At 52.7% G+C, this 13,409-nt stretch carries 10 protein-coding genes; 2 read left to right on the top strand and 8 right to left on the bottom strand.

The genetic code is table 11. The annotated features are described in order from the left end of the window. Nucleotides 1–47: 47 nt before the first annotated feature. Both MKS85_RS06585 and MKS85_RS06580 read left to right on the top strand, forming a co-directional pair. Nucleotides 48–1,073 carry a glycosyltransferase family 2 protein gene (locus MKS85_RS06585; RefSeq protein ID WP_188251176.1) on the top strand — a complete coding sequence of 342 codons (1,026 nt, stop codon included), beginning with the start codon at nt 48–50 and terminating at the stop codon, nt 1,071–1,073. Beyond that, nucleotides 1,073–3,016 (top strand): hypothetical protein, encoded by a 1,944-nt coding sequence (locus tag MKS85_RS06580; protein ID WP_188251175.1) that lies wholly within the window; start codon nt 1,073–1,075, stop codon nt 3,014–3,016. Before MKS85_RS06585 ends, MKS85_RS06580 begins: the two co-directional genes overlap by 1 nt. A gap of 160 nt (nt 3,017–3,176) precedes the next feature. On the opposite strand, the gene MKS85_RS06575 is transcribed toward MKS85_RS06580, so the two are convergent. From MKS85_RS06575 to wbjC, 8 genes are all read right to left on the bottom strand, one after another. Continuing rightward, entirely contained in the window at nt 3,177–3,512 is a 336-nt protein-coding gene (locus MKS85_RS06575; RefSeq protein WP_188251174.1) for a ComEA family DNA-binding protein, read from the bottom strand. A gap of 114 nt (nt 3,513–3,626) precedes the next feature. Next, nucleotides 3,627–5,621 carry a nucleoside-diphosphate sugar epimerase/dehydratase gene (locus MKS85_RS06570; RefSeq protein WP_188251220.1) on the bottom strand — a complete coding sequence of 665 codons (1,995 nt, stop codon included), beginning with the start codon at nt 5,619–5,621 and terminating at the stop codon, nt 3,627–3,629. Nucleotides 5,622–5,781: 160 nt separating this feature from the next. Beyond that, a complete protein-coding gene (locus MKS85_RS06565) occupies nt 5,782–7,791 on the bottom strand; it encodes a nucleoside-diphosphate sugar epimerase/dehydratase (protein ID WP_188251219.1) in 2,010 nt (669 codons plus the stop codon). A 97-nt stretch (nt 7,792–7,888) separates the two neighbouring features. Continuing rightward, nucleotides 7,889–8,905 (bottom strand): glycosyltransferase family 4 protein, encoded by a 1,017-nt coding sequence (locus MKS85_RS06560; protein WP_188251173.1) that lies wholly within the window; start codon nt 8,903–8,905, stop codon nt 7,889–7,891. Further along, nucleotides 8,902–9,867 carry an SDR family oxidoreductase gene (locus MKS85_RS06555; RefSeq protein WP_188251172.1) on the bottom strand — a complete coding sequence of 322 codons (966 nt, stop codon included), beginning with the start codon at nt 9,865–9,867 and terminating at the stop codon, nt 8,902–8,904. The genes MKS85_RS06560 and MKS85_RS06555 overlap by 4 nt, the downstream gene beginning before the upstream one ends. Continuing rightward, a complete protein-coding gene (locus MKS85_RS06550) occupies nt 9,867–11,120 on the bottom strand; it encodes a glycosyltransferase family 4 protein (protein WP_188251171.1) in 1,254 nt (417 codons plus the stop codon). The genes MKS85_RS06555 and MKS85_RS06550 overlap by 1 nt, the downstream gene beginning before the upstream one ends. Nucleotides 11,121–11,134: 14 nt before the next feature. Further along, complete coding sequence (gene wecB, locus MKS85_RS06545; RefSeq protein WP_188251218.1) at nt 11,135–12,265, bottom strand: non-hydrolyzing UDP-N-acetylglucosamine 2-epimerase; 1,131 nt, start codon at nt 12,263–12,265, stop codon at nt 11,135–11,137. Between the two features lie 22 nt (nt 12,266–12,287). After that, nucleotides 12,288–13,406, bottom strand: a complete 1,119-nt coding sequence (wbjC, locus tag MKS85_RS06540; protein ID WP_188251170.1) for a UDP-2-acetamido-2,6-beta-L-arabino-hexul-4-ose reductase — start codon at nt 13,404–13,406, stop codon at nt 12,288–12,290. Nucleotides 13,407–13,409 lie beyond the last annotated feature (3 nt).

Genomic DNA, 13,409 nt, shown 5'->3' with positions numbered 1-13,409 from the left:
ACACATACATATTTCATATCTCTAGTTCTGGATGATTAGGTTTCTTCATGATCAATAACACATACATATCAGAAAGCGTTGCGGTAGTCATCCCGTGCTATAAAACCCGAAAACACATTCTGGATCTGTTAAGCCGAATCGGCCCTGAAGTTTGTGCTATTTATGTGGTTGATGACTGCTGCCCCGAAGGCACCGGCGACCATGTAAAAAATGAGTGCAGCGATCCCCGCGTTAATGTTCTCTATAATAGTGTCAATTTAGGCGTTGGTGGCGCCGTGATGGCGGGCTACAGCGCTGCTATTAATGACGGTCACGATATTTTCGTAAAAGTAGATGGTGATGGCCAAATGGATCCGGCCTTGATACCAAGTTTTATCTCCCCCATTATTGCGGGCGACGCAGACTACGTGAAAGGAAATCGTTTTTTTGATCCCGAATCGTTGATTGGCATGCCTTTTATTCGCTTATTCGGAAATGCCGTACTGTCTTTTTTCACCAAATTATCCACGGGATACTGGCATTTATTTGACCCAACTAATGGCTATACCGCCATCCACTCTGAAGTTGCCAAACATCTTCATTTCCATAAAATCAGTCGGCGCTATTTTTTTGAAACGGATTTGTTATTTCGTTTGGGGCTTCAGGGAGCGGTCGTTTATGACCTTCCAATGCTTGCCCATTATGCAGACGAAGAAAGCAATCTAAACATTAGAAAAATCATTCCAGAGTTTTTATTCAAACATTGCAGGAATGCAGCCAAGCGATTCCTTTATCGCTACATACTACGTGACTTCTCTCTGGCAACACTTGAATTTATTGCTGGCTTGGTTCTAATGTCGTTTGGTGCTATTTACGGTTCCACACGCTGGTATTTATCAGCACAGGAAGGTGTCCCTGCATCGGCAGGAGCCGTTATGTTGGCGGCCCTGCCAACACTAGCAGGGCTTCAATTTTTTCTTGCATTCTTCAACTATGACATGCTCGCAGTGCCGAAGCGCGCTGTACATCCAGCACTCGCACATAGGTCGAAGGTCGTGTCAAACATTACAAATACCCAGAAGGATATGGTGTGATGTCGTGGTTGATTATTTTTCCTTTACTTTCGATTTTTGGTTATGCTGCGGCACTCGTACGACGCAATATTATAGGATGGAGTATTGCTCCGATTTCGATTGTTAGTACGATAGTTCTCGTACTTTTTTTATCGGATTTTATTTCATTATTACGCCCTGTCAGCCTTTTTTTGATGTTGCTGGGCGTGATGCTCCTGCTCGCTGAAAGTGTTCGTTACATCAAACTTCATGGCTTTACGGCGTCCCAACTATTTTTGGTCGGAGGCGGATCTATTGGCTTGGCGCTGGCACTTCTTATAGATTTTAACTGGAACTCAAAATTTGTAAGCTGGGATATGTTTTCCCATTGGGGAACAATCATCAAGCTGCTTGAATTCACTAACACCGCGCTTGACCTAAAGAATCAAGGATATAGGCTCTATTTTCAGGACTACCCACCAGGCACTGCGTATCTCGGTTATTTTTTCGTGCGCTTTACCGGATTCTATGAAAATGTAGCGATACTGTCTCACGCTACAATACTGATGTTTGCGGCCATGCCAGCGGTCGCGGCGTCTAACTTATCCTCTCGGATTCATGCCCTGCTGTTAGCTACTCTAACATTTTTGGTAATTGTGCTAATGGGGCAGGGCTGGTCAAGTATCTTGATTGACCAAATGGTTGGTGCGCTGTTTGGCTCAATATTAGCAGTATATTGGGTTACACGTGACAATCCTAAAGCCTGGGTAGCCTTGCCCCCAATTTTTGGCTTTTTGGTATTGACGAAAGATTCAGGAGTAAGTTTTGCAGTAGCTGCGATAGCTTTAATTATTTTCGCTCATTGGTTTAGAACGCGTACTGCTCTCTTCGATTTTTCCGGTATTAGTCGCATATGGAAGATTATCCTCCTTTGCATAGTCATTCCCGTCACTGTCAGTCAGTTGTGGGCTGGACATGTAAAGTCTCAATCACTTAATCGTTCACTTGCTGGCATTTCCCTAATGGGTATGGTTAAGGAAGCGTCACATTGCTGCTCGACTGAGAGAGAGCAGGCGATACTATCAACCTTCTCAGACCGCATGCTTGGCATAGAAAAAAAGACTGTTTCAGATGCACACGTTTCTACCCGGGACTCGGTTGAGAAAATGCTCCGGACTCACTGGAATGCTCCCGGCAAACTGGTTCTTGCCTTGTTGCTGATTGGATTCATTATTTCTGTAATGCAAGCCAACAAGGTCGATCGATATACGTTTGGGTTGCTAACTCTTGGTCTTGCCACGGGTGGCATTTTATACTGCGGCTTAATGCTTCTATATTATCTTTATGGATTCAGTGATTATGAAGGCCGCGTACTAACATCTTTTGAGCGTTACTTTGGCTCGTATGCCTTGGGGATGGCCTTCATGCTATTGGCGGGTGTGGCAACTCTTCCACTTCGCTCCAAGAGTCAAAAAACAATCAGCATAGGGTTATGTTTAGCTTTGATTATTCCGAGCGCGTTATTAGGGCGAAACAGTATCCAGTCATACTTGTGGGCGGGCGGCCCCGAGTACTTCCCCACTCGCGATGCATTAATTTCACCACTGATACATCCTTTTGTAGATAAAACCTATCCACGTGTTAGCGTCTTGGTCATCTGGCAGGCTGATAAACCTTCGTATGTAGGGTTGGAATACTGGATTTTGCGTTACGAACTGACGCCTCGGACTACTCAAACGGGTGGATGCTTCTCATTCGGCCCACCTCTTTATCCGGGAGACACTACAACTTGTAATTGGTCTAAGGAACAGTTCATTCGTGCACTGGGTAACTTCCACTACGTATTCATTGGGAACGGACTACAGTCTTTACAACAAGCCTATCCTTCCGCTTTTGATAAAGTTGGCATACCCGGAAACTCTGCAATACTCAGCGTGACGAAAAACCTGAACGGAGAGATTAAGCTGACAGAATGGCACCCGTAGTTCTCTGGAAGTAAACATCCACGCAGAAATTTCGGATGTTTTCAGATGCTATTGGATACTAATCGCTTATAAAGGGACACCTTCCGCATTCGGCCGGTATTTTCTCCGGCCAGACAGTGAAAGGCCGGTCAGTTCGACCGGCCCTTCTTCAAGCAAACACTCAATTCACTTCAAGCTTGTCACGATTTTTGTCGAGAATCGCTTTGCCGATTCCCTTGACCTCCAGCAACTCCTCCACCGAGGAGAACGGCCCATTACTCTCCCGATACGCAACAATCGCCTCAGCCTTACCCTTGCCTATCCCTGTCAACTCGCGCTGCAGCGTTGCAGCATCCGCCCCGTTCAAATCCACCCTGGCGCTCTGTGTTTTGGCTGGCTGCTCCACGGCCTGCGGCGTAGCGGCATACTCGGGTTTAACCGCTGGGGCGGCGATGGTAGCAATCGAGGCGCTGGTCAGAAGGGCAAAAATCAAAGAGTAGAAGTAGCCTGTACGCATAAATGACGCTCCATGACATCGTTAAGAGAGAAGCAGCTTTTCCGAAGCTGCCTCTCAAACTTAGGCGATGATGCTTCGCTGTCAAAAATGTGTACGTTACAGCGTATGTAACAATCAGGGTTCGAGACGGCGTTGCTGGTAGATCCAGTCGACAATCTCGCCGTCCGGAGCGTAACCACTGACGGTGTCCCGAAGCAGCTGGCGGACCCTGGTGTAGTCATCGTGCTCAATAGCGGTCAGCAACTCGGCCAACTTGATCTTGAGAGCGTCCCAAGACAGATGGTCTTCGTTGGCACTCATGATCATTGGGTGCTGGGTCGCGACGACGTTGTCGCCAATCAGCAACTCTTCGTAAAGTTTCTCGCCTGGACGCAGGCCGGTGAACTCGATTGAAATGTCGCCGTGGGGGTTCTTTTCCGAACGGACACTCAGTCCGGACAACCGAATCATTTTTTCCGCCAGCTCGACAATCTTTACCGGCTCGCCCATATCCAGCACAAAAACGTCTCCGCCCAAGCCCATGGAACCCGCCTGAATCACCAACTGAGCGGCCTCGGGAATGGTCATGAAGTAACGTGTGATCTTTGGGTGCGTGACGGTCAACGGCCCGCCGGATTTGATCTGTTTATGAAACAGAGGAATAACCGAACCGGATGACCCCAACACGTTGCCAAAGCGGACCATAGTGAAACGGGTTTTATTGACCCTTGAGACGTTGGCCTTATCGCCGAATAACACGGGGGCTAGTTCGCGGCTTAGGGCCTGCAAGGTCAGCTCTGCAAGCCGCTTGGTGCTGCCCATCACATTGGTCGGACGCACCGCCTTATCCGTAGAGATCAGCACGAAGTTCGATACACCTGCCTGCAACGCAGCCTGTGCTGTGTTCAACGTGCCGATCACATTGTTCAGGATGCCTTCAGCGATATTGTGCTCGACCATCGGGACATGCTTATAAGCGGCGGCGTGATAGACCGTGTCGACATTCCAGGTCTTCATTACGTCCAGCAGTTTGTCTTGGTCTCGTACCGATCCAAGGATAGGCAGCAACCGAACCGACAACGATTCCCGAATCACCCGAGGCTCAAGCTCGGACAGAATGCTATAGAGATTGAATTCGCTATGCTCGTATAGCAGCAGTGTAGTCGGCTTCAGCGCCAGGATTTGCCGGCAAAGCTCGGAGCCGATCGAACCACCGGCCCCAGTGACCAGGACCGACTGGCCAGTGATGCAATGCTCCAGCAGGTCAGGTTGTGCGGGAACCGGATCGCGTCCTAGAAGGTCGGCGATGTCCACTTCCTGGATGTCATCGACCTTGACCCGGCCACTGGCGAGATCCATGAACCCAGGGACGCTGCGAACATGCAGGGGGAAGCCTTCAAGCAGCGTCAAGATCTCTCGACGGCGCCCACGTGATGAGGAAGGCACGGCCAGCAAAACTTCCTGTGCGCCGGTTGTGTCGATCATCTTTTGGATATGCCTGGGCTCGTAGACCTGCAACCCGGCGATCACACGGTCAGCGATGCTGTTGTCATCATCGATGAACGCGACCGGGCGCATCACTCGCCCCATTCGCAGGGCGGCCACGAGCTGGTTACCTGCGGCCCCGGCACCATAAATAGCAACCTTGGGTAGGCCGTCGTCACGGTTGGTGAAGGGCACATGCTGGGCCGCGGTAAACCAGTCCCCCAGGAAGTATTGCCGCATCATCAGGCGCAAACCGCCAATCATGATCAGGCTCAACCACCAATAGTTGAAAATGATGGAGCGTGGCACCACTGTTTTATGGTTGCTGTACCAATACACCACCAGGGCCAGCAACAAGGCCGAAAGGCTGACCGCCTTGCAAATCGTGATCAGCGCGTCGTTACCAAAATACCGCATGACCGCGCGATACATGCCAAAGCGGATGAAAATGGGAATGGCGACCAGCGGTGCAGAGCCGAAAAGCCACAAATGGGTCGCAATTGGGCTGGCCAATGCTTCGACGCCCAGACGAACGACGAACGCCAGCCAGAGGGCGATCCAGACAAGGACAATATCTGTTGCCACTTGTATCGCCCGCTTGTGGCGTCTTGGCAATCCCAACAGGGCTATTCTTAACTTACCCATAAACCCCTTGCTCACCTTGGACATTCCCGCCTTGAATCCATTTTCTATTGTACGTAGCAGCGTTAGACATCGCTTAGTAAAAACGATCATTTGAAAACGAACCTACGCCGCCACTCAGATTAGACTTACTCAAGCACCAATAGGAAGCTTAAGTGCTCCTTCAATAATCCTTGTGTTTTGGAATTAAGCGCCGTTGCTGGAATATCCAATCGACAATCTCTCCTTCGGGCGTGTACCCGCTTACGGTTTCGCGTAGCAGCATGCGAACCCGTGAATATTCATCCTGGGTAACGGCGACCATCAACTCATCCAGTCTAGCCTTGAGTTGCTCCCACGGCAGATGGTCTTCATCGGCGCTCATGATCATGGGGTGTTGGGTCGCAACCACGTTGTCACCGATCAACAGTTCCTCATAGAGCTTCTCACCCGGCCGCAACCCCGTGAACTCAATCGCAATATCACCGTGCACATTCTTCTCGGAGCACACATTCAAGCCAGACAGGTGGACCATTTTCTCAGCCAACTCGGCGATTTTCACCGGCTCCCCCATATCCAGCACAAACACATCGCCGCCTCGTCCCATCGACCCCGCCTGAATCACCAACTGCGCAGCTTCCGGGATTGTCATGAAATAGCGGGTGATATTGGGATGCGTAACAGTGATGGGCCCCCCGGATTTGATCTGCTGCCGGAAACGCGGAATAACTGAGCCGGACGACCCCAGCACATTACCAAAGCGCACCATGACAAAACGGGTCTTATTGACCCGGGCCACATTACCGCTGTCTGCGAATAGGACCGGCGCGAGCTCTTGACTCAGGGCTTGCAAAACCATTTCTGCCAGGCGCTTGGTGCTGCCCATGACATTGGTCGGACGCACGGCCTTGTCCGTGGAAATGAGCACGAAGTTCTGGACCTGAGCCTTCAACGCAGCTTGCGCGGTGTTCAACGTACCGATGACATTGTTGAGCATACCTTCGGCGATATTGTGCTCCACGAGGGGCACATGCTTATAGGCTGCTGCGTGATACACCGTCTCGACGCTCCAGGAATTCATGACGTCGAATAATTTAGACGCATTACGCACCGATCCCAGAATCGGCAACAACGTCACCGGGATCGATTGTCGGACGATGGTCTCTTCCAGTTCGCTCAAGATACTGTAGAGATTGAACTCGCTGTGATCGAACAACAGCAAAGTGGACGGCTGCAGGGCGAGAATCTGACGACAGAGTTCAGAGCCGATCGACCCACCCGCTCCCGTGACCAAAACGACTTTGCCTCGAATACAACGTGACAGAAGCTCGGGTTGCGCAGGCACCGCGTCTCGACCCAATAAGTCGGCAATATCTACCTCCTGGATATCGTCGACTTTCACACGACCACTGGCCAGATCCATGAAACCCGGCACACTGCGTACATGCAGGGGATAACCTTCCAAATACCCGAGGATTTCCCGGCGCCGTGCACGACTCGCCGAAGGAACGGCCAGCAACACTTCTTGAGCCCCGGTGAGTTCAATCATCTTCTGGATATGCTTGGGTTTGAACACCTGCAGACCAGAAATCATTCGATTAGCGATACTGGCATCGTCGTCAATGAAAGCCACCGGTTGCATATCTCGCCCAATGCGCAAGGCCACTGCTAGTTGGTTACCGGCGGCGCCGGCTCCGTAGATCGCCACTTTGGTAAGACTGGCATTACGATTGACAAAGGGCATATGACTGGAGGGAATGAACCAATCACCCATGAAATACTGGCGCATGAACAATCTCAAACCGCCAATCATCACCAGGCTGAGCCACCAATAATTGAAGATGACTGAACGTGGAACAGGCGCCATGTAAGAGCCCCCCCAATACACCACGAGCGCTAGTATCAACGCGCTCAAGCTGACCGCCTTAATGATCGCGATCAAGGCATCGTTACCCAAGTAGCGCATGACAGCCCGGTACATGCCAAAACGAACGAATAATGGGATAGCAATCAAAGAGGCGCTGACAAGGAGCCATGGATGGTGGGTCATCGGATTGACCATCTCGTCAAAGCCAAGGCGCACCACGAACGCCAACCACAAGGCGAGCCAGACCAGCAGCACATCGGTCATGACCTGAAGCAAGCGTTTCTGCCGACGCGGCAGGCCTAGCAATGCAACGCGAAGTCTATCCATGAATGTTTCCAGCACCTTGTTGTTCCTGTTCATTCTCGTTATGTCCGGCTGCCCGACGGCAGCCTTCCATGAGCCATTTCACACTTAACTTGAGTATTCAGGCGCCCTCCAACTGCCCGGCCTTGAACTTGAAGGCCAATAAAACAAGGGGTACATAGGCCAACACAACACCTGTCAGCCCATCCAGTTTCAGGACCACGACGCACCACGCCAGGGGAAACAGCCACAGCACGTTGATCGCCGCCACTGCCAACGTGACCGGACGATGGCGACCATAACGGCGCGAGGCAAACTGATAGGCATGACTACGATGAGCCTCGTAGACTTTATCACCCCGCAAAAACCGCCGAATCAGGGTGACAGTCGCGTCGACGATAAACACCCCCAGCAGGATCAGCCATGCCCAGAACAAGGCCGGCGAGACCCAGGCGGCTTGCAAGGACATGATCCCAAGCGCGATCCCCAGAAAACCACTGCCCGCGTCTCCCATAAAAATTTTCGCGGGTGGGAAATTCCAAAACAGAAAGCCCAGCACCGCGGCGGCCAAGATCAACGGAGGCCAGATCAAGTCTGTGAAACCCGACAGTACGTAGAGGGCACTCGCGCTCAGGCAGGCCGACACCGCCTCTATGCTGGCAATACCGTCAATACCGTCCATGAAGTTGTACAGGTTGAGAATCCAGACAAGATAAAAGGCAGCCAGGGCATGCCCTATCCAGGATAGATCGACACTGACACCAAACAGGTTCAGCGGCGCCAAGCCTTCAAGCCATCCCAACGCCCAGACAGCGGCGCTGAAATGCCCGAGCAATCGCCACCGCGCCGCAATGTGTCCATGGTCATCCATGAACCCCACGATAGCGACCAGCGCACCTGCCCCGCCCAACGCGACCAGGTAGTGAAGCGGCGCCAGACCCAGCTGACCCAGCAAGGGCAATGTCAGCAGGAACGCCACGACAATGGCGACGCCCCCGCCCCGGGGTGTAGGAATACTGTGGGAGCTACGTGCATTCGGAATATCGATGATGCTACGCGCCAAAGCATAGCGCCGCAGCCCGGCGGTCATGAGCAGCGAAGCCACCGCGACAGAGGCAAACAACCAGAAGTACATCATTTAGCTTGATTCATCCTGAAATGCCGTGCGGTGTTGGCCAATGCCTCATCGACACTCACGGGAGGGTTCCAATTCAAAAGAGTACGGGTCTTCTCGATATTGACCTGCAGCGAACCACACAGGCGCTGGGACAGTGCTTTTCTGCCCAGCATGCTGGCGCCGCGCTCGAGTATCCAGCTGGGAACAGGAATCAACCGGGCAGGTTTACCCAGCGCACCGGCCATCCGGCTGAGCAACGCCGTGGTCGACAGATCCTCCCCGTCACTGACCAAGAAGGTCTGGTTCGCCGCCGCAGGGTGATCAATACACGTGACGATGAGGTCGACCAGATTATCGATGCTCACCAGACTGCGCCGATTATCGATGGCGCCGAATGGCAAAGGCACGCCTTTGTCCAACCAACGCATCATGTTCAAGAAATTAGCCTTCACGCCAGGCCCGTATACCAGGACAGGCCGGATGATGACCACTTCCATTCCTGTCGCCTGCGCCACTTCTCGCAGGCCTTGCTCGGCTTCTTGCTTGGATATGCCGTACGGGTCCGCCGGCGCGGGGGTATCGTCGGCAGTGTAAGGAGAGCCGGGCGTCGTACCCTCCCCATTCACTTTGATGGAGCTGATGAAAACAAATCGACGAACACCGGTTTCAGCCGCCTGCCTTGCAAAATTGAGCGTACCTTCCACGTTGACCTGCCGAAAGACAGCCAGCGGATCAGCCTCCGTATCGTTCATCACGTGCACACGAGCAGCGCAATGAATGACTGTATCCACCTTGGCCAGATGCAACTGCCATTGGGTTTGCGCGGAAAATGACTCGATCCGCACAGTGCTGATAGGACCTGATAAATGCTGGTCACCACGAACCACTGCGATCACGGATTTTTCTGCGTCCCCTTCCAACCGTGTAAGTACCGCTCCACCGACAAACCCGCTCGCTCCGGTCACAAGAATACTTTTCTGCATCAGTGGTTTACCTTGCGTAGCGTGGCTTTTCTGAAGATATCCTCCAAACGCGCCAGCAAGCGCTGCTTGGAGTAGTGCTGGAGGTAATATTCACGACCGCTCTCCCCCATGATCTTGCGTTGGGATGGCGCAAAATCCGCCAGGGTCTCAGTGATACGTGCCAAGCCATCTGCATCACCGGATGCACACGTAAATCCTGCACCGGACTCATTGATTACACGCGCGGCTTCGCCATTGATCATGCCCAGCAGAGGCCTGCCCGAGGCCAGGTAAGCCTGGACTTTGCCGGGAATGGTTTTTTCAAACACATCATTGGTCTTCAGTGAAACCAACAGAGCATCCGCATTGGCAAACAAGGCCGGCATGGCCTCCAACGGATGCCTGCCCAAGAGCAGGACGTTATCCAAACCTCGCGCACTTACCTGTTGACTCAGCCACTGGCTCATCCGGCCATCACCCACGATGGCCCAACGTACGGCGACTTTCCCACGCAGTTGCTCCGCAGCATCCAGTACGGCAGGAAAATCCTGGGCCTCGCCCAGATTGCCAGCGAACACCACGGTAAATACCGACTCGTCGCGTGCAAGTATCGAGCTCGAATAATCCGAAGTCGCAGAGAAATCGTCTTCAGCCCAGCTGGGGAAGTAGACCAAGCGTTGCGGGTCTATGGGCCGAGTACAATAGCCTTTGACGTTTTCGAGAAAACCATTCGATTGCAGCAAAAGGTAGTCGGCGCGATTATAGATCCAAGACACCATTCGACCGACCATCGATAGCAACGCCGGTTTTTTCAGTACACCAACCGCCCTCAGTGTTTCCGGCCACAAATCCAGAACCCAAATAAACACGGGGGCTTTTTTCAGGCGACCGATCACCAATGCAGGAATAGCCGCCATGATGGGGGAAACTGCGTAGACGAATACGGCATCGAAAGTACGTCCCCGCAAAGCGTAGGCACCAACGGTCGAAGCACTGGAAAAAAAACTCAGGTAGTTGAGGATCAACTGGATGCTGCGTTTACCGCGCGGGATCATGGGCACCCGGACAATGCGGGCGCCATGGTACTCGGTGAACTGCTCAGGCGCTGACTTGTAGGCCTCGAACACATTACCTTCCGGATAATTAGGCACCCCGGTGAGCACCGTGACCGAATGTCCTTTTTCGGTGAAGTCACGCACCAGATCGTTGATGCGCATGTTTTCTGGCCAGAAGTATTGCGTGACCACCAAAATATTCAGCTTGCTCTCAGGCATATCCACGACTCGACTCAATACCGCTTCCAAACGACACGGTTTACGTAGTCGGTATAACTGTGCACGATCCTGGCTACTTTTTCGGAAACATTAGGCATGCTGTAGTCCGCGACCAGACGAAGGCTGCGCTCGCTACCCGAGAGTTGCGTCTGGAGAATATTCAGTCCTTGCAGGACTCGCCCGACTTCCAGCCCCACCATCATCACAGCCGCTTCTTCCATCCCCTCTGGACGCTCATGAGCTTCGCGCAGGTTCAAGGCTGGGAAGTTGAGAATCGACGACTCTTCATTGATGGTGCCACTGTCGGACAAGACCGCACGCGACTCGAGTTGCAGCTTGTTGTAGTCCATGAATCCCAAGGGCTTGAGCAGTCGGACATTTTCATGAAATACGATGCCCATGGCATCAACACGCTTTTGAGTGCGCGGATGGGTAGAGACAATAACGGGCTGACCAAACGTACTGGCCACGGTATTGAGCACCTCGACCAACTTGAGGAAGTTCTTATCCGAGTCAACGTTCTCTTCGCGGTGCGCACTGACCACAAAGAACTTGCCCGCCTCCAAGCCAAGTCGCTTCAGGACGTCCGACGCCTCGATGCTCTCGCGATAATGGTTGAGCACTTCAAACATAGGGCTGCCAGTCTTTATGACACGATCGGCAGGCAACCCCTCACCCAGCAAGTAATCTCGGGCGATGGTGCTGTAGGTCAGATTTATGTCTGCCGTGTGATCAACGATGCGCCGATTGATTTCTTCGGGCACGCGCATATCAAAGCAACGGTTTCCGGCTTCCATATGGAACGTGGGAATCTTGCGTCGCTTGGCGGGGATAACGGCCATGCAACTGTTTGTATCACCCAGTACCAGCAAGGCTTCAGGCTCAATGGTAGCCAGTACCCGGTCTACCGCGATGATCACATTGCCGATGGTCTCCGCGCCGGTGCTCCCGGCAGCATTCAAGAAGTGGTCAGGCTTTCGGATGCCCAAATCCTGGAAGAAAATCTCGTTCAACTCGTAGTCGTAATTCTGACCGGTATGCACCAGCACGTGCTCGCAATACTTATCCAATGCGGCCATGACCCGGGAAAGACGGATAATTTCAGGGCGCGTGCCCACTACGGTGACGATTTTCAGTTTCTTCAGTGCAGTATTCATCGCTAATCCTTCAGGCCTGAGTGCCAACAGCCATGGTGTAGGTGTCTGGCCGCTCACGATCAAAAATTTCGTTGGCCCAGAGCATTACGATCATTTCGGTTTCGCCAGTGTTGGTGATGTCATGGCTCCAACCCGGCACGGTTTCAACGACTTGTGGCGTTTCGCCGTCAGTGTAGAGCTCGTAGAACTCTCCGCTGACAATGTGCCGAAAACGGAAGCAAGCCTGACCTTTGATGACTAGGAATTTTTCGGTTTTGCTGTGATGGTAATGCCCTCCACGCGTAATGCCGGGATGAGCGGTGAAGTAGGAGAACTGACCGGCGTCTGGGGTCTTGAGCATCTCAACGAATACGCCACGCGCGTCACCATGCTTGGGCAACTCATAGGTGAACACGTCAGGCGTGAAATAGCTCAGGTAAGTCGAATACAAGGCGCGGACCAACCCTGTCCCTACCCGTTCGGTCACCATCGTCTCTCGGCTGTGCTTGAACGCCTGCAACTGATCGGCCAACGCCCCGACCGTCGTGGCATAAACCGGTTGGACATCCAGATAAGGACCTTCCGGGGCGTTGCCATCCATCACGTCGATGAAGCTTCTGATTACATCGTCGATATAGACCAACTGCAAAGGCGCTGCGGGATCATTGACGGTAATTGGCAAGCCACGGACGATGTTATGGCAGAACGTCGCCACCGCCGAATTGTAGTCTGGCCGCGCCCATTTGCCGAAAACGTTGGGCAAACGATAAAGATAAACCGGTGAACCTCGCTGTTTCGACAGTTCTAGCAAGGCACGTTCAGCGTCGCGCTTGCTCGTCCCATAAGGATTGTCGACCTCAGCCTGTATGGATGAGGTGTAAATCACGGGTATCGATCGGCCGGCGGCCCTGATGGCAGCACACAGCATTGCAGTGAGGCCACTATTACCTTCGCTGAACTCCTCGACACGCTGGGGTCGATTGACGCCCGCCAAGTGAACCACGAAGTCCACACCATCAAGCATCGACAACAGATCGGATGGAGCATCCTGACGACCAAATCGAACCACCTGAACATCCTGGCGCTCTTGCAGGTGAGCCACAAGGTTCTTGCCGACAAAGCCGCCAGCGCCGGTAATAAGCACTTTCATGGG

The sequence above is a fragment of the Pseudomonas sp. JL2 genome (assembly GCF_031570495.1).
GTDB classification, from domain to species: Bacteria; Pseudomonadota; Gammaproteobacteria; order Pseudomonadales; family Pseudomonadaceae; genus Aquipseudomonas; species Aquipseudomonas rhizophila.
Note: the sequence above shows the minus strand (reverse complement) of the source record. Positions and strands in the feature narration are given on the sequence as shown.